This is a genomic window from Sphaerisporangium rhizosphaerae (assembly GCF_042665155.1).
GTDB lineage: Bacteria > Actinomycetota > Actinomycetes > Streptosporangiales > Streptosporangiaceae > Sphaerisporangium > Sphaerisporangium rhizosphaerae.
On record NZ_JBHTCG010000002.1, the window covers coordinates 315,484 to 331,747 of the forward strand.

Here is a 16,264-nt window from a genome sequence, read left to right on the forward strand (position 1 = left end):
CCTTTGACCGCCGCTCGCATCGGATGGTTTACGTATGAGTAGACAAAGGTGACGTCCTGGCCACATCGCCGGCGCCGGCGTGCCGCATCAGGGCCGCCGGGGTCTCACTCGCTCTCGACCGGAGGGGTCGTCACGGCCGCGCCGGCGGCCACGTCGGCGTGCCGCGACATCGTGGCGGCGGCGCGGCGAACGGCGCCCACCGGGACGGCGGGCACGAGCTTGTCCAGGAAGGCGTACCGGCGGGCCAGCGAGTCGATGTAGGCGCCGCTGTGGCCACTGGCGGCGGCGGCCCGCACGTCGTGCCACCAGTCGGCGATGTCCCCCCAGCCGGGGGCGGCGAGCGAGCCGCCGAACTGCTGCACGGCGAGGGCCGAGCAGACCCCGGCGAAGGACAGGCGGTCGGCCAGCGGCCAGCCCGACAGCGTGCCGAGCACCAGGCCGGCCCCGAAGACGTCGCCCGCGCCCGTCGGGTCGAGCGCGGTCACCCGCAACGCCGGAGCGTAGGCCTCCTCGCCGGTGGTGGAGTCGATGGCCATCGCGCCGTTGGCCCCGTCGGTCACCACCGCGAGCGGCACCCGGTCGGCGATGGCGTACAGCGCCTCGCGCGGGGTCTCGGTGCCGGTGTACGCCATGGCCTCGACGGCGTTGGGCATGAAGGCGTGGCAGACCGACAACTGGTCGAGCACCGAGGCCGACCAGGTCTCCGAGGGGTCCCAGCCGACGTCGGCGAAGATCAGCGCGCCGTCCTTGCGCGCGAGGTCGGCCCAGGTGCACGCCTCGTCGTCGCCGAGCGGCTCCTCCAGCGACAGCGGCGCGATGACGGCCCGCGAACGGGGCGGGCGGCCGATCATCTGCGTCGGCGACATGGGCGCGGGATGGCCGTGGGTGACCATGCTGCGGTCGCGGTTGACGGCCATCGAGACGGTCACGGGGGAGTGCCACCGCTGGAACCGGCGCGAGCGCGACAGGTCGACCGACTCCTGCTCCGACAGGATGCGCCAGTTGAAGTCGGCGTAGTCGTCGTCCCCGAACGCGGCGGCCATCGAGGTGCGCAGCCCGAGCCGGCTGGAGGCGATGGCGAGGTTGGCGATGCCGCCCGGGCACGACCCCATGCCCTCGGCCCACACCTCGGTGCCGGCGGCCGGCATGGCCTGCAGGCCGGTGAAGACGATGTCGAGGAAGACGGTGCCCGCCGTGAACACGTCGAACTCGGGCCCCTCCGGGCCGCGTTGGTCGGCTAGCGGATCGTATGCCTGGACTGACACGGTGGTGCTCCCCCTCGACGTGCGAAGATGTGCGCACTCTCGCATGTTTCGCCCACCCAGATCAAGGGTGATCAAGCCGGTGCCCGCCCGTGCGGCCCGCCGTTCCCGCAGGTCGCGGCCCTGAAGCACCCGGTGAGGATGCCCGCCGCCCCGGCGGGTCAGGCGGGCGGCCCGGCCCGCCCTGGCGGCGCCGCGCGGCGTCGGGCGGACCGGCAGGGCCGCTCGGTTCTCGGGCGGCGCCGTGCGGCGTCAGGCGGACGGGTCCAGCCGCCCGATCATCCAGCGGCACCATTCGGCGCGGTGGCGTTCGTAGCTCAGACCGCACCACAGGGCCGCGTAGTTGCCGAACGCCGGATCGCCGGGGTCGGGGACGCCCGCGAAGCCCGCCCGCTGCCCTTCGTACCGGGCGATGCGCTCCTCGTGCAGCAGGAGCTGGGCGCGGAACAGCTCGGCCATCTCGGCGGGGTCGGCGAGCCAGGACGCGTAGGTCTTCAGCACCAGCTCATCACGCTCGGTGCGGGCGCGCGGCGGCTCGGTGACCCAGTCGCGCAGCGCCGCCCGGCCCTCGGGGGTCAGGTGGTAGACCTTCTTGCCCTGCGGCCCGGGCCCGTGCTCGGCCTCGAACCGCACCAGGCCGTCGGCGAGCAGCTTCTGCAGGTCGGTGTGGATCTGGCTGTGGCGGGCCGTCCAGAAGTAGCCCACCGGGCGGTTCATGACGGCGGTGAGCTCGTAGCCGGTCCTCGCGTCCTTGGCGAGCGAGGCCAGGATCGCGAAACCAAGTGTTGATGGCATCGCACCCCGAGTGTAGTGTGCGGCACTATGTCAGTTCAGACATAGAGCGAGATGGTGGTGGTCATGCGAGCGATCGTCGGGCTGGCGGCAGTGGTCATGGCGCTGAGCGCGTGCGGGGGCGAGACGGGAGCGACGGCCGCGGGCGGGCGGGGCGCGAGCGCCGGTCCATCGGCGTCCGGGACGCCCGCCGCCACGCCGTCGGCGGCGCCCGCTCCCACGCTCTCCCCGTCCCCGAAGCGCCCGCTCCCCAAGGGGCCGAACCTGTCGGGGTGTTACACCGAGGACGACGGGAAGATCTTCACCTACGGCGAGGAGAAACTGCCCGGCGTCGTCATGGGCAAGGGCGCCACCGGAGTGGTGATCTCCTACGAGCGCGGCGGCAACGCCTGCACCTGGCGGCCCCTCGCCGACCGGCTGGTCTCGGCCGGCTACCGCGTGCTGCTCTACGCCCGCGATCTGGAGGCCATTCCCGAGGACAACATCGTGGACATGGCCAGGCGGCTGGACAAGGAGCGCGGTGTCGGGCGCATCGTCCTGGCCGGCGGCTCGATGGGCGGCACGCTGTCGGTGAGCGCGGCGCTGAAGCTCGGGGACCGTGTCGCGGCCGTGGTCGCCCTGGCGGGCCCGCCGCTTCCCGAGGAGGCGGCCCGCCTGAGGGTCCCGCTGCTGCAGATCGCCGGCGTCTACGACGGCGACCGCGCCAAGCGCATGCGCGAGTCCGACGACGCGGCCGTCCTGGCGCCCGACCGGCAGGTCGTCGTCGTCCCGGACGAGTCGGCGCACGCCTCATCGCTCTTCGAGACCCCGCACGGGCCCCAGGTGCTCGACACGATCATGGCGTTCGTGAACCGGCACAGGGTCTGAGCCGGACCTGACGGCCGGGGGGACGCCCGCGGGAACGGGGCGGCCCGCCGGACGGGGGCGCCCTCAGGCGGCGCGGCGCAGGAAGCCGAGGCCTGCGGCCAGGCGGCGCAGGTCGACGCCGCTCGCGCGCATGATGCGCACCGAGCGGTTGGCGCTGTCGGCGAGCAGCCCGCACATCAGATCCTCGCCGGTCACCCGGCGGGCCGCGCGCCGGTTCATGGCGACCTCCACGACCTTCCTGGCCCGGCCGGTCAGCGGCAGGTCGTGGACGGGGCCGGAGAGCGTCACCCGCAACGGTCGCCACCGCGAGCGCCGCAGCGTCCAGCGCGCCGGGTCGTCGGCCCGGGTGAGCCCGGACATGCGCCGCCGCACCTCCTCAAGGTCGATGCCGAGCGCGGCCAGCAGTTCCTGGTCGCCTCCTTGGGAGGCGACCGCGGCGCGGACGGTCTCGGCGTCGAGGTCAAAGCCGTCGAGGGGCCGCTCGAACGGACGGGTCTCGGCCAGCGCCAGCAGGATGACGTCCTCGTCCAGGTGAGGCCGGCCGGCGTCCACGGCCAGCAGGCCCGCGCGGACCATGGACCGCCGCGCCTGCGGGGTGAACCTTACGAACATGCTCATCTCTCACTCCCCGATGCCTCGCCGATGACCCGGTGGGCGTGCTTCCTGTGCGCGGTCTGACGCCGTACGCCGAGGGCGGCGGCGATCGCCTCCCACGACCAGCCCTGTGCCCGCGCGTTGCCGACGTGGGCGGCCTCCAACTCCTCCAGGAGCCGGCGCAGGGCGGCCACGGCGGCGAGGCCGGTGGCCGGATCGCGGCTGTCGGCCGCCGCGGCGAGTTCGGTCGCTGCGCTCATGATGTCAGCATAAGCTGACATCGGCCGTTTGTCAGCAGAAGCTGACGAGATCGGTGCGCCAGACGCGCCCGCAGAACGGGACAAATCCGTACATGCCGGGTACATAGCCGGGGAGGGACGGCGACGGGAGGGCTGCTTACCAGACGACTCGCTTTCCACGTGGGAGGCAGCAGAACTATGGGGAGCGGCGAGCGGCCCGCGCTGCGGGTCGATCTTCTGGGAGGCTTCCGGCTTCTGGTCGGAGGGGAACAGGTGACGGTCTCGGGCGGAACCGAGCGCCTGGTGTCGTTCACCGCCCTCTGCGGGCAGGGAGTGCCTCGCACGCTGCTGGCGGGCACGCTGTGGCCCGACCGGCCCGAGCGGCGGGCGCAGGCCAGCCTGCGCTCCGCGCTGGCGCGACTGGAGGCCGCCGGCCGGCAGGTGCTCGACATCGGATCCACCGAGGTGCGGCTGAGCCCGGCCGCCGGCGTCGACATCGGCGAGGCGCGCGCCCTGGCCCGGCGCGTCCTGGACCCGGGCGAGCGGCCGGCCGGCGCGGACCTCAGCGCCGCCGCCGTGGAGGCCCTGTCGGTGGACCTGCTGCCCGGCTGGTACGACGACTGGGTGGTCCGCGAGGCCGAGGAGTGGCACCAACTGCGCCTGCACGCCCTGGAGGCCCTCGCCGACGACTTCGTCGAGGTCGGCAGGTTCGCCGACGCCGTCGCCGCCGCGGGGACGGCCGTGCGCGCCGAGCCCCTGCGCGAGAGCGCCCACGCGGCGCTGATCCGCGCACACCTGGCCGAGGGCAACCAGGCCGAGGCCCTGCGCGTCTTCGAGCGCTACGAGCGCCTGCTGTCCTGCGAGCTCGGCCTGCGCCCGACCCCGCTGGTCTCCGACCTCGTCGCCGGTCTGCGCGCCGTCGCCCAGCGGTGAGCGGCGCCGTGATCCCGCGTCACGCCGCCGTCACGGCGTGGTGGCGCGGCCCCGGAAAGCATGTGGATCGGACCCCGGGGGCGGCCTCCGCCCCCAGCGGCCCGAATCGATGGCCACAAGAGAAAAGGAGTCGGCCATGGTAGGCAAGCGATCCTTGATGCTCCTCGGCCCGGCGCTCCTGTCACTCTCGCTCTACACCTCCGGGGTCGCGCAGGCGTCCTCGGCGCCGCGGCCCGCGACGGCGGTCGCCGGCGCACAGCAGGCCCCGGCGGGGCCGGCGGGACTGCGCGTGCTGCCGCGCGACCGCGACGACTTCAAGAAGGGGTACGGGGAGGGATACCTGGACGGCAGGGACGCCTGTAAGTCCGGCAGCGGGAAGAAGAACAAGCCCCAGGGCCTGAAGGCCGCCGAGGCGGACTACGAGCGCGGGTACTCCGACGGCTTCGACTCCGCCTTCGGCAGCTGCGACAAGTCGGAGAAGAAGGGCAAGAGCTCGTCGTCCAAGAAGGGCAAGTCCGAGAAGGGCTCCTCCAGCAAGAAGGGCAGGTCCGAGATGAGCTCCGGCACGACCGACTGAGCCATTCCGCAGGACCACGGCGGGTTCTCGCGGGCGCGCCCCGGGACATGGGCTCCCAGCCCATGTCCCTCCGCGTCCCTCCGCGCCGCCGCGCGCCGTCGGTCAGCGGGCCAGGATGTCGTCCAGGTTGTAGCCGACCGGGGTCTCGAGCTGGGCATAGGTGCACGACTCGGGGGTGCGGTCGGTGCGCCAGCGCCGGAACTGGGCGGTGTGCCGGAACCGGTTGCCCTCCATGTGGTCGTAGGCGACCTCGACCACCAGCCGGGGATCCAGCGGGATGAACGCGAGGTTCTTGCCCGCGCTCCACCGGGAGATCGCCCCGGGCATGCGCTGGGCGGTGTTCTCGTCCTGCGAGGTCCACGAACTCCACGGATGCCCGCCCAGGTCCTCCAGCAGGTAGGGCTTGAGCTCCTCGATCAGCTCGGCGCGGCGCTTCATCGGGAACGACGCCGACACCCCCACGTGGTGCAGCACACCGGCCTCGTCGTACAGGCCGAGCAGCAGAGACCCGACGACCGGGCCCGACTTGTGCTCGCGGTAGCCGGCGACGACGCAGTCGGCCGTGCGCTCGTGCTTGACCTTGAACATCGTGCGCCGGTCGGGCTCGTAGGGCTGGTCGGTGCGCTTGACCACGATGCCGTCCAGTCCGGCGCCCTCGAACATCTCGAACCACTCGCCCGCGCGCTGGTCGCTGGCGGTGACGGGGGTGAGCCGGACGCGGTCGCCCGCGCCGGCCAGGGCCTCGGCGAGCCGGGCGCGGCGCTCCCCGAACGGGGTGTCCATCAGGCTGTCGCCGCCGATCGCGAGCAGGTCGAAGGCGACGAACGAGGCGGGCGTGCGCTCGGCGAGCAGCTTGACCCGCGAGGCGGCCGGGTGGATGCGCTGCTGCAGCGCGTCGAAGTCGAGGATCTGGCCCTGCCGCAGGACGATCTCGCCGTCGACGACGCAGCGCTCGGGCAGCTCGCGCCGCACCGCCTCGATGAGCTCGGGGAAGTAGCGGTTGAAGGGCCGCTCGTTGCGGCTGCCCAGGTAGACGGTGTCGCCGTCGCGGAACACGATGCAGCGGAAGCCGTCCCACTTCGGCTCGTACAGCAGGGTGCCGTCCTGCGCGGGCAGGGCCTTGACGGCCTTGGCGAGCATCGGCGCCACCGGCGGCGGCACCGGCAGGTCCATCTCGGGAGGCGGCTCCGGCGGGGCGGGACGGCCGGGACGGCTCGGCTGTTCGGGGAGGGTCATTTCGGCTCCCGGGTGTACCTGCAGAACAGGAAGTCTTCTTCCGTGAGGACGTGCGCGAGGCGCAGGGGCACGTGGGAGGCGGGCCCGTTGAGGATGCGCGCGGAGTCGCCGCCGGTCAGGACCGGGCTGACGGTCAGGCACAGCTCGTCCACCAGCCCGGCCGCCGCGAGCTGCCCGTTGATCCTCGGCCCGCCCTCGCACAGGATGCGGCCGAGGCCGCGCTCGCGCAGCGAGGCCACGGCGAGGGACATGTCGACCCGCTCGTCGCCGGCCACGATCACCTCGGCGTGCCGTGCGGCCTCGTCGCGGCGGTCCTTGGGCGCGCGCTCGGTGGTGATCACGATCGTCCTAGCGTACGGCTCGGCCTCGGTGAACAGCGGACTGGCCAGGTCGAGGTCCAGGCGCCGGGTGATCACGGCGATGGGCGGGGAGAGCGGGCGTCCGACCCGCAGTTCGCGCCAGGACGGGCGCGGGCGGGCCGGCCCGTAGGCCTCGGTGCGCACGGTGGCGGCGCCGGCGAGCACCACGTCGGCCAGGCCGCGCAGCACGCCGAACAGGCGCCGGTCGCCCTTGCCTGACAGGCCCTCCGACACGCCTTTGAGCCAGGCGCCGCCGTCGGCGCCGGCCACCATGTTCAGGCGCAGGCAGCCGGACCGGGGGTAGGCGTAGGCGTGGGCGAGATCGACGTCGTCCGCGGGGCTGGGAAGGATGCGTCGCACGCTTCCTACCTTGGCACAAGGGGAATTGCCGGGTCGCGGAGGGGGCGGCAAGGTCGCCGAAGCAATAGCTCGCTATATATAGCCATTTGTGAGACATGGGATGCGTAGCGTTACGCCGCCGGGCTCAGATGTAGGGGAGGAGGAACACGCGGCGGCGAATGGAGGGCCTGGTGCGGCTGGCGGCGGTGGCGATATGGGTGGTGGCGGCGGGCCTCGGGGTCTATCTCCTGGGTCTGTGGCTGACCGGGGGAGGGCTGCGCCAGCAGAAGACCAAGGTGACCCGTTTCCCGGCCACTCTGGTCTTCCTGCACCCCGCCTTGGGAGTCTGCTCGCTGGCCTCGTGGCTGGGCTTCGTGGTCAGCGGGCGCCATGGCTACCTGTGGCTGTCGCTGAGCCTGCTGTGCGCGGCCCTGCTGCTCGGCTTCGCCATGTTCACCCGCTGGATCGGCGGCGGGCGGCATGCCAAGGGCGCCGAACAGGGTTTCCCCGTCATCGCCGTGCTCCTGCACGGCCTCGCGGCGCTGGCGACCTTCGTGCTGGTGCTGCTCACCGCCGCGATGCTCTGAGCGTGCCTTGGACGGGCGGCGCCGCCCCCGGCGGTCAGGAACCGGCGGTGGCGCGCAGGATCTGCATGGACCGGCTGGTGACGGCGACCAGGGCGCCGGGCAGGTGCAGGGCGTGGGAGGGGGTGCGCAGGTCGACGCGCTCTTCGGCGGTGTCCAGGACAGGCCGCCAGCCGGGGCCGAACTCGCCGCCGGGCAGGGCGAAGGTGATGTTCTCGTGGTGGGCGTTGACCAGCAGCAGGAAGGAGTCGTCGCTGATGCGCTCGCCCCGCGGCCCCGGCTCGCTGATCGCCTCGCCGTTGAGGAACACCGCCATCGCCTTGCCGAAGCCGCTGTGCCAGTCGCCCGAGGTCATCTCCTTGCCCGACGGCGTCAGCCACACGATGTCGCGGACGTCGCCCTCGGGCACCCGGCCGAGGAAGAACCGCCGGCGCCGGAACACCGGATGCCGCTTGCGGAACGTGGCGAGCGCGCGGACGAAGTCGAGGAGCTCGGGCTCTGACCGCAGCAGCGACCAGTCGACCCAGGACACCTCGTTGTCCTGGCAGTAGGCGTTGTTGTTGCCGAGCTGCGTGCGGCCGATCTCGTCGCCGTGCAGCAGCATGGGCACGCCCTGCGACACGAACAGCGTGGTCAGCAGGTTGCGGCGCTGGCGGCGGCGCAGCCGGACGATCGCGGGGTCCTCGACCGGCCCCTCGGCCCCGCAGTTCCAGGAGCGGTTGTCGTCGGTGCCGTCGCGGTTGTTCTCGGCGTTGGCCTCGTTGTGCTTGTGGTCGTAGGAGACCAGGTCGGTCAGGCTGAAGCCGTCATGGCAGGTGACGAAGTTGATGGAGGCGACCGGGCGGCGTCCGCTGTTCGCGTACAGGTCGGAGGAGCCGGCCAGGCGCGAGGCGAACTCCGGCAGCCCCGACGGGCTGCCCCGCCAGAAGTCGCGCACGCTGTCGCGGTACTTGCCGTTCCACTCGGTCCACAGGGGCGGGAAGTTGCCCACCTGGTAGCCGCCCGGACCGACGTCCCACGGCTCGGCGATGAGCTTGACCTGGGAGATCACCGGGTCCTGCTGGATCAGGTCGAAGAAGGCCGACAGGCGGTCCACGTCGTGCAGCTCGCGGGCCAGTGCGGCGGCCAGGTCGAAGCGGAAGCCGTCGACGTGCATCTCCATGACCCAGTAGCGCAGCGAGTCCATGATGAGCTGCAGCGCGTGGGGCGAGCGGACGTTCAGCGAGTTGCCGCAGCCGGTGTAGTCGAGCAGCAGGCGCCGGTCGGAGTCCAGCAGCCGGTAGTAGGAGGCGTTGTCGATGCCGCGGTAGGCCAGCGTGGGGCCCATGTGGTCGCCCTCGGCGGTGTGGTTGTAGACCACGTCGAGGATCACCTCGATGCCGGCCTCGTGCAGGGCCTTGACCATCCCCTTGAACTCCAGCACCTGCTCGCCGCGCTGGCCCGCGCTCGCGTAGGCGTTGTGCGGGGCCAGGAAGGCGATGGTGTTGTAGCCCCAGTAGTTGGTCAGGCCGCGCGCCACCATCGCGTGCTCGGGGACGAACTGGTGCACCGGCATCAGCTCGACGGCCGTCACGCCGAGGCTCACCAGGTGGTCGATCACCGAGGGGTGTGCCAGGCCGGCGTAGGTGCCGCGCTGCTCGCGGGGCACGTCGGGGTGGCGCATGGTGAGCCCGCGCACGTGCGCCTCGTAGATCACCGTCTCGTGGTACGGGGTGCGCGGCGGGCGGTCGTCGCCCCAGTCGAAGAACGGGTTGACCACGACGTTCTTCGGCATGTACGGCCCGCTGTCGTCGGTGTTGCGCCGGGACGGGTCGGTGAACTGGTAGGCGTACAGCGACTGGTCCCAGCGGACCTCGCCCTCGATCGCCTTGGCGTAGGGGTCGAGCAGCAGCTTGCTCGGCTCGCAGTGGTGCCCGGCGGCCGGGTCGTAGGGCCCGTGCACGCGGTAGCCGTACCGCTGGCCGGGCATGATGCCGGGCAGGTAGCCGTGCCAGACGAAGCCGTCGACCTCGGGCAGGTCGACGCGGCTCTCCTGACCGGCGTGGTCGAAAAGGCAGAGCTCGACCCGCTCGGCGACTTCGGAGAAGAGCGAGAAGCTCGTACCCACGCCATCCCAGGTGGCGCCCAGAGGGTACGGCTCACCAGGCCAGACCTCACGCATGTAGCCTCATTGTGGTCGTGGAACGTTTCGCGGTGCAGCTTGATCGCGCGGCTCGTTGCTCTGTCGTGATCCGGGCTCCCGTGATCTCCTCTCGTCCGGGGGCTCCGCCGCCGCAGACCTGGATGCTTGCGTTCCGGCTCTACCGTTGATTTTAGGGCCGCGCGTCTGATTTACCAGATCTTTCCGGCCATATGGGGGGCTCGCGGCCGACGGTGGTGAGGGTGCCGCCGGAAGCTCCATCAACATACTGCAAATCGGTCAAATGTGGACATGTCCGCTGTAAAGGTTTACTTTGCCTTGAAAACGGATGCCGGACATACCGGGACATGGCGAGGCCCCCGCGCGGTCGTCGCGCGGGGGCCGTGGGCCGTCCGGTCAGGCGACCAGCTCGGCGTTGAGCGAGATGGTGGTGCCGGCCAGCGCCTTGCTCACCGGGCAGTTGGCCTTGGCGGTCTCGGCGGCGGTCTGGAAGTCCTCCGCGGAGATGCCCGGCACCTGCCCGCGCACCGACAGCACGATGCCGGTGATGCCCTCGCCCGGCTGGAAGGTCACATCGGCCGTGGTCTCCAGCTCCTGCGGCGGCGTGCCCGCCCCGGCGAGCGCGTGCGACAGCGCCATGGAGAAGCAGGAGGAGTGCGCGGCCGCGATCAGCTCCTCGGGGCTGGTCTTGCCGTTCGCGTCCTGCGAGCGCGAGGCCCAGGTGACGTCGAAGGTTCCCACGCCGGAGGTGTTGAGCGAGACCGAGCCCGAGCCGTCGAGCAGCGCGCCCTTCCACTGCGTCGTCGCGGTACGTGTGGTCGCCATGGCGATCTTCCCTTTCAACGCTGAGATGGTTACATGCCCGAACCTACACGCGCGCCTGGTGCGCGCGGTGCTCGGCTCGGACCAAGTCCTCCACCTCGGCGCGCAGCGCGAGGAACGCGGGCGACCGCTTCACGGTGAGCGGCCGTTCGGCGGGCAGGCCGACGGTGAGGTCGCGGGCGATCCGGCCGGGGTCGCAGGACAGCACCAGCACCCGCCGGCCGAGGAAGACCGCCTCCTCCACGTCGTGGGTGACCATGATCACGGTGGTCGGTTCCTCCTGCCACATCTGGCGGACGAACAGCTGCATGTCCTCCTTGGTCTGCACGTCCAGCGCCCCGAACGGCTCGTCCAGCAGCAGCACGCGCGGAGAGCAGGCGAGGGCCCGGGCGATCGCCACGCGCTGCTGCTGCCCGCCCGACAGCCTCCCGGGCAGCGCGCCGGCGAGGTGGGACAGCCCGACCTCCGAGAGCAGCCTGCCCACCCGCTCCTCGCGCCGCGCGCGCGGCAGCCCCAGCGACTCCAGCCCGAAGGCGACGTTGCGCGCGACGCTGCGCCACGGATACAGCGACGCCGTCTGGAACACCAGGCCGCGCTCGGGGCCCGGCCCGGTGACCTCCTCGCCGTCCAGCAGCACCCGTCCGGACGTCGGGCGGGTCAGCCCGGCGATCAGCGAGAGCAGCGTCGACTTGCCCGACCCGCTGGCTCCCACCACGCAGACGAACTCCCCGGGCGCGACGGTGAGGTCGAGATCGGCCAGCACCGGCCGCCCGGGCGCGAACTCCTTGCCGACCGACTCAAGGCGCAGCGTCACGCGGCCCACCTCCCGACCCGTGCGCGCAACAGCCGGAGCAGGACGTCGATGGCCAGGCCGATCAGGCCGATCACCACGAGGATCGCGAAGATCCGGTCGGTCTGCAGGAACCGCTGCGCGCGGATGACGCGGTACCCGAGCCCGGAGGTGGCCGCGATCAGCTCGGCCACGACCACGAAGTTCCACGCCGCCGCCGCGTTGACCCGCATCGCGTCGATGACGCCGGGCAGCGCGTAGGGGAACACCACGCGGAAGGCGACCCTGAGACGGCGCGCGCCGAGCGTCGCGGAGACCTCCAGCAACCGCCGGGGCACCTGCCGGACGACGTCGGCCGTCATCAGCGTGTTGAAGAAGACCACCCCCAGCACCAGCAGCGCGACCTTGGACGCCTCGCCGATGCCCAGCCAGATGATCAGCAGGGGGATGAAGGCCGAGGCGGGCAGGTAGCGCAGCAGGCCGATCAACGGCTCGGCCAGCGCCTGCGCCCACGGAAGCGCGCCCATCGCGAAGCCGAGCGGCACCGAGATGAGCACCGCGAGCGCGAAACCGAGGCCGACGCGGCCGAGACTCGCGGCGAGGTCGGACCACAGCTCGCCGCGGACCGCCATCTCGCGGCCGGCCGCGAGGACGGCGGCGGGCGAGGGCAGGAAGGTGGGGTCGGTCAGGCCGCTCACGCTGACCGCCTGCCAGGCGGCGAGCGGGAGCAGCACGGAAAGGGCGCGCAGCACCCAGGCCGTCCGGGGCGAGACGGCGCTGGACAGCAGCCGCACCCGCCGTCCGCGCCCGCCCGGCACGGCGCCCGGCGCGGGGGACGGCTCGAGCGGGCCGGCGGCGCCGGCGGGCCGCGACATCGGGGCCCCGGCGGGCGCGGAGGCCCGGGTCACGGCTGCACCGCCTGGACGAACCGGGGCTCCAGCAGTCCGTCCAGCGGGGGAGCGGCGTCGACCAGCTTGCTGGAGACCAGGAACTCGGAGATCTCCTTGGCCCGGGCGGGCAGCTCGCCGGCGAACGCCGCCCGGTTCTGCTCCAGCGTGAAGATCGTCGTGCCCTTGTCGTAGGTCTCGTAGTCGGCGGCGCTCACGCCGGCGCGCCCGGCCATGATCTGTACGGCCTCGGCCCGGTTCGCGCCGATCCAGGCGATGGTGTCGAACCACGTCTTCACCAGCGCCTGCACGGCCTTGTCGTTCTTGGCCAGCAGGTCCCTGGTGACCACCAGGTGGTCGGGGATGGCGCCGGGAAAGTCCGCGGAGCTGGTGATCGCGCTGCTGCCGGGCCGCTTGAGCGCGGTGGTGGTGAAGGGGGCGAAGACGCCGACGGCGTCCACCCGGCCGGCGACGAACGCGGCGGCGGCCGCGTCGGTCGGCAGCGGCTGGAACTTCACCTGCGCCTCGGTCAGGCCGGCCTTGCGCAGGGCGAGCAGCAGCAGATAGTGGTCCACGGTGCCCTGCTCGGCCGCCACGGTCGCGCCCTTGAGGTCGGCCAGGGATTTCACGCCCTGCTTGGCGATGATCTGGTCGTTGCCGGTGGAGTTGTCGTTGACCAGCACGACGGTCTCCTTGGCGCCGCCCGCGACCGAGGCCAGGGTGTCGTTCAGCGTCTGGCTGTTGGCGTCGATGTTGCCGGTCGCCAGGGCATTGAGACTGTCGGTGTAGCTGTCGAAGTACTTCAGCTCCACCGTGACGCCGTTCTTGGCGAACAGCCCCTTCTCTTCGGCGACCTGCCAGGGGAACCAGCCGGGCCAGGCGCTGAACCCGAGCCTGACCGCCGGGGCGCCCCCGGGGTCGGCCGGCCGCGCGGAGTCCGGCGCCGCGGCGCACGCGGTGCCCAGCACCAGGACGACGGCGGCGGGCAGGATGAGGCGTCGGAGCATCGAAGGCTCCCCTCTCAGGCTTGCGAAGCGTTGACGTGCGCCCCCGCGGGCCCGGAGCCGTCCGCCCGGGCGGCGGCGCGCCGGGGGAGGTGGCCGGCGCGGACCAGGCACCCGAGGGTGTCGCAGATGACCCGGGTCGCGATGAGGGCGGTGATCTCGGCGTTGTCGTAGGGCGGCGCGCACTCGACGACCTCGATGCCCGCGAGCGGCCGGGCGTCCGCGATGAGCTGGATGAACTTCAGCACCTCGCGCGGCAGGAAGCCGCCCGGCTCCGGCCAGCCGGTGCCGGGGACGAACGCCGCGTCCAGGCAGTCGACGTCGAACGACAGCCACACCGCCTCGGCGCCGTCCCAGGCGACCTCCAGGGCGCGCTCGGCGGCCGCCTCGATGCCCATCTCGACGCAGTCGGTGACGGTCATGATGGTGGTGCCGCGCTCCCTGCCCACCTTCACGCCCGGCCGGGGCGCCTGCCATCCGCCGATGCCGATCTGCACGAGGTTCTTGGCCGGCACGTTCGGGATGTCGGTCGCGTGGAACCAGGGCGTGGTGTGCATCCGCTCGTCGAGGTCGGTCTCCTGGGTGTCGACGTGCCGGTCGAAGTGGATGATGCCGACGTTGCCGGAGACGTGCTCGGCGACGCCGCGCACGGTCGGGTAGCCGATGGAGTGGTCGCCGCCGAGCACCACAGGGAACGCCCCGCTGGCGTAGACGTGCGACACCGCCTTGCTGATCTGGTCGAAGGTCTTCTCGATGTTCGCCGGGATGGTGAAGACGTCCCCGAGGTCGGCGATGGTGATCGACTCGCGCAGGTCCACGCCCAGCTCGAAGCTGTACGGCCCGTACAGCGCGGAGATCTTGCGGATGCCCTGCGGGCCGAACCGCGTGCCCGAGCGGTAGGTCGTGCCGCCGTCGAACGGGGCGCCCAGCACGGCCACGTCGTACTCGCCGCAGCGCCGCACGTCCTCCACGTAGGGCGCCTTGAGGAAGGTGTTGATCCCGGCGAAGTGCGGCAGCTCGCCTCGGGAGAAGGTGGGGATGGTGCGGTCGACGATCGACTCGGCGCCCGGCAGGCCGTACTCCAGCCCGCGCTCGATCTCGCGGCGGTGCATCGTCAGGGGAAGCTCGGCCTCGCGTTCGACGGCGCGGCGGGCTTCGGGTCCGTAGTTGTCGTGAAGGTGACCCACGGCACTCCCTTTCGGAAACGCCTCACACAGGAGGCAGCCGATATGACTGTCTCCCGGGTTTTTGTCCCGCCGTGGAACGGCCGCAGGCCGCCTGCACCTCTCGGACCAGCCCCTCGCCGGCCGACGAGGGCGGAACCCTAGGTGCGCCTCACCGGGGGCGGTGAGTCCCCTTCATGACAGCCGCGGCCTGTTTCCTCCGGGTTTCCCGTCCGTAGCGGATCGGTGACGTACTACGCACAGCCCTGCGGCACGGGGCGCGGGCGACCCGTCTCGGGGGTCAGTCGGTCGCGCTCCCCGCGCGGAGCGGCGCGCCCACGGTGTGCATGTGGCGCAGGGCCTGGGCGTAGGAGGCGATCAGGCCCGTCTCGTGGAACGGGATGCCGAGCTCCGCGCAGTAGGCCCGCACCAGGGGCTTGGCCCGGCGCAGGTTGGGCGTCGGCATGCTCGGGAACAGATGGTGCTCGATCTGGTGGTTCAGGCCGCCGAGGGCGATGTCCAGCATCAGGCCGCCGCGCACGTCGCGGGAGGTCAGCACCTGACGCCGCAGGAAGTCCAGGCGGTCCTCGGCGGTCAGCATGGGCATGCCCTTGTGGTTGGGCGCGAACGTGCATCCGAGGTACACCCCGAAGATCGCCTGGTGAACGGCGACGAACAGCAGCCCCTTGCCCAGGGGGAGCACGGCGAACACCGCCACGAGGTAGGCCACGACGTGGGCGGTCAGCAGCGCGGCCTCCACCCCGCGGTGCTTGAGCCGGGGACGCCGCAGCGCCCGGAAGCTCGCCAGGTGCAGGTTGAGGCCCTCCAGCGTCAGCAGGGGGAAGAACAGGAACGCCTGCCACCGCCCGATGACCCGGGCGGCGCCCCGGCTCGACGCGGCCTGCCGCGAGGACCAGATCAGCACGTCGGGGGAGACGTCCGGGTCGTGGTCCTCGTGGTTGGGGTTGGCGTGGTGCCGGGTGTGCTTGTCCATCCACCAGCCGTAGCTCATGCCGATGGCCAGGTTGCCCGCCAGCCATCCGGCGCCCTGGCTCAGCCGCCTGGACCGGAAGACCTGCCGGTGGGCCAGGTCGTGGGCGATGAGCGCCACCTGCGCGAAGGCGACCGCGAGGCCCGCCGCCACCAGCAGTTGGGCCCAGGAGTCGCCGAGGGCGAGGAAGGCGGCCCACCCGCCCGCGAACAGGCCGGTGACCAGGCCGAGGCGCAGAGCGTAGTAGCCGGGACGCCTGTCCAGCAGTCCGGCCTCGGCCACCCGTCGGGAGAGCCGGGCGAAGTCGCTGCCGCGCGTGGCGGCGTCGATGGTGGAGGTTTCGGTCACGGCTCTCCTGACGTGGTGGCGGATCGGCCGCCCGTCCCCGCGCCGTGGCGACACCGCACGCGGCGCCGGACGGATCGGGCAGGCCCGATCAACACTGTCCGGGGCACCATGTCCTTCGACATCCTGGTACCAGGCGGGTACACGGTAGTGCTGGCCCCACCATGGCCCCACGATGGCCCCGCCACGGCCGCATCACGGCCGCATCACGGGCACGCGGGCCTGCCATGGCGGCGTACCCGGCGGCCGGAGATGGACGGCGGCATTCCCTCGCGCGAAGGCGATCCAGCGGATACACCGGGAGGCGCGCGGCGGTTTTCCGGATTCGCCGCGTGTCAGG

At 72.2% G+C, this 16,264-nt stretch carries 17 protein-coding genes and 1 riboswitch; of the genes, 4 read left to right on the top strand and 13 right to left on the bottom strand.

Annotated elements, in window-relative coordinates:
• Positions 1-104: 104 nt before the first annotated feature.
• Together ACFQSB_RS04075 and ACFQSB_RS04080 are read right to left on the bottom strand one after the other, a co-directional pair.
• Positions 105-1,265, bottom strand: a complete 1,161-nt coding sequence (locus ACFQSB_RS04075; protein WP_380824281.1) for a carbohydrate kinase family protein — start codon at positions 1,263-1,265, stop codon at positions 105-107.
• A 249-nt stretch (positions 1,266-1,514) separates the two neighbouring features.
• Positions 1,515-2,057 (bottom strand): PadR family transcriptional regulator, encoded by a 543-nt coding sequence (locus ACFQSB_RS04080; RefSeq protein ID WP_380824282.1) that lies wholly within the window; start codon positions 2,055-2,057, stop codon positions 1,515-1,517.
• 63 nt (positions 2,058-2,120) lie between these two features.
• Here ACFQSB_RS04080 and ACFQSB_RS04085 point away from each other — a divergent pair, with 63 nt between their 5' ends.
• Positions 2,121-2,921, top strand: a complete 801-nt coding sequence (locus ACFQSB_RS04085; RefSeq protein WP_380824284.1) for an alpha/beta fold hydrolase — start codon at positions 2,121-2,123, stop codon at positions 2,919-2,921.
• Positions 2,922-2,984: 63 nt separating this feature from the next.
• On the opposite strand, the gene ACFQSB_RS04090 is transcribed toward ACFQSB_RS04085, so the two are convergent.
• Together ACFQSB_RS04090 and ACFQSB_RS04095 are read right to left on the bottom strand one after the other, a co-directional pair.
• Positions 2,985-3,539 carry a Clp protease N-terminal domain-containing protein gene (locus ACFQSB_RS04090; RefSeq protein ID WP_380824285.1) on the bottom strand — a complete coding sequence of 185 codons (555 nt, stop codon included), beginning with the start codon at positions 3,537-3,539 and terminating at the stop codon, positions 2,985-2,987.
• A complete protein-coding gene (locus ACFQSB_RS04095) occupies positions 3,536-3,775 on the bottom strand; it encodes a helix-turn-helix domain-containing protein (RefSeq protein WP_380824286.1) in 240 nt (79 codons plus the stop codon). Before ACFQSB_RS04095 ends, ACFQSB_RS04090 begins: the two co-directional genes overlap by 4 nt.
• 177 nt (positions 3,776-3,952) lie before the next feature.
• On the opposite strand from ACFQSB_RS04095, the gene ACFQSB_RS04100 reads away from it, so the two are divergent.
• Both ACFQSB_RS04100 and ACFQSB_RS04105 read left to right on the top strand, forming a co-directional pair.
• Positions 3,953-4,687, top strand: a complete 735-nt coding sequence (locus ACFQSB_RS04100) for an AfsR/SARP family transcriptional regulator (protein ID WP_380824288.1) — start codon at positions 3,953-3,955, stop codon at positions 4,685-4,687.
• Between the two features lie 136 nt (positions 4,688-4,823).
• Positions 4,824-5,264 (top strand): hypothetical protein, encoded by a 441-nt coding sequence (locus ACFQSB_RS04105; RefSeq protein WP_380824290.1) that lies wholly within the window; start codon positions 4,824-4,826, stop codon positions 5,262-5,264.
• 102 nt (positions 5,265-5,366) lie between these two features.
• Here ACFQSB_RS04105 and ACFQSB_RS04110 read toward each other — a convergent pair whose 3' ends face one another.
• Positions 5,367-6,500, bottom strand: coding sequence for an ATP-dependent DNA ligase (locus ACFQSB_RS04110; protein ID WP_459117322.1), 1,134 nt, complete (start codon positions 6,498-6,500; stop codon positions 5,367-5,369).
• Positions 6,497-7,219, bottom strand: a complete 723-nt coding sequence (locus ACFQSB_RS04115; protein WP_354838881.1) for a pyrimidine reductase family protein — start codon at positions 7,217-7,219, stop codon at positions 6,497-6,499. Before ACFQSB_RS04115 ends, ACFQSB_RS04110 begins: the two co-directional genes overlap by 4 nt.
• Positions 7,220-7,377: 158 nt before the next feature.
• On the opposite strand from ACFQSB_RS04115, the gene ACFQSB_RS04120 reads away from it, so the two are divergent.
• The gene (locus ACFQSB_RS04120) at positions 7,378-7,785 is read left to right on the top strand and encodes a hypothetical protein (protein ID WP_380824291.1); all 408 of its coding nucleotides are present in this window, start codon (positions 7,378-7,380) and stop codon (positions 7,783-7,785) included.
• A 34-nt stretch (positions 7,786-7,819) separates the two neighbouring features.
• Here ACFQSB_RS04120 and glgX read toward each other — a convergent pair whose 3' ends face one another.
• From glgX to ACFQSB_RS04155, 7 genes are all read right to left on the bottom strand, one after another.
• Complete coding sequence (gene glgX / locus ACFQSB_RS04125) at positions 7,820-9,943, bottom strand: glycogen debranching protein GlgX (protein ID WP_380824292.1); 2,124 nt, start codon at positions 9,941-9,943, stop codon at positions 7,820-7,822.
• A gap of 375 nt (positions 9,944-10,318) precedes the next feature.
• Positions 10,319-10,747, bottom strand: a complete 429-nt coding sequence (locus ACFQSB_RS04130) for an OsmC family protein (protein ID WP_380824294.1) — start codon at positions 10,745-10,747, stop codon at positions 10,319-10,321.
• A gap of 43 nt (positions 10,748-10,790) precedes the next feature.
• Complete coding sequence (locus ACFQSB_RS04135; RefSeq protein ID WP_380824295.1) at positions 10,791-11,558, bottom strand: ABC transporter ATP-binding protein; 768 nt, start codon at positions 11,556-11,558, stop codon at positions 10,791-10,793.
• A complete protein-coding gene (locus tag ACFQSB_RS04140) occupies positions 11,555-12,442 on the bottom strand; it encodes an ABC transporter permease (RefSeq protein WP_380824296.1) in 888 nt (295 codons plus the stop codon). Before ACFQSB_RS04140 ends, ACFQSB_RS04135 begins: the two co-directional genes overlap by 4 nt.
• Positions 12,439-13,428 (bottom strand): ABC transporter substrate-binding protein, encoded by a 990-nt coding sequence (locus tag ACFQSB_RS04145; protein ID WP_380824298.1) that lies wholly within the window; start codon positions 13,426-13,428, stop codon positions 12,439-12,441. Before ACFQSB_RS04145 ends, ACFQSB_RS04140 begins: the two co-directional genes overlap by 4 nt.
• A 14-nt stretch (positions 13,429-13,442) precedes the next feature.
• A complete protein-coding gene (locus ACFQSB_RS04150) occupies positions 13,443-14,612 on the bottom strand; it encodes an agmatinase family protein (RefSeq protein WP_354838902.1) in 1,170 nt (389 codons plus the stop codon).
• A gap of 48 nt (positions 14,613-14,660) precedes the next feature.
• Positions 14,661-14,764, bottom strand: a riboswitch (guanidine-I (ykkC/yxkD leader).
• 125 nt (positions 14,765-14,889) lie between these two features.
• Complete coding sequence (locus ACFQSB_RS04155) at positions 14,890-15,927, bottom strand: fatty acid desaturase family protein (RefSeq protein ID WP_380824300.1); 1,038 nt, start codon at positions 15,925-15,927, stop codon at positions 14,890-14,892.
• Positions 15,928-16,264: the final 337 nt, after the last annotated feature.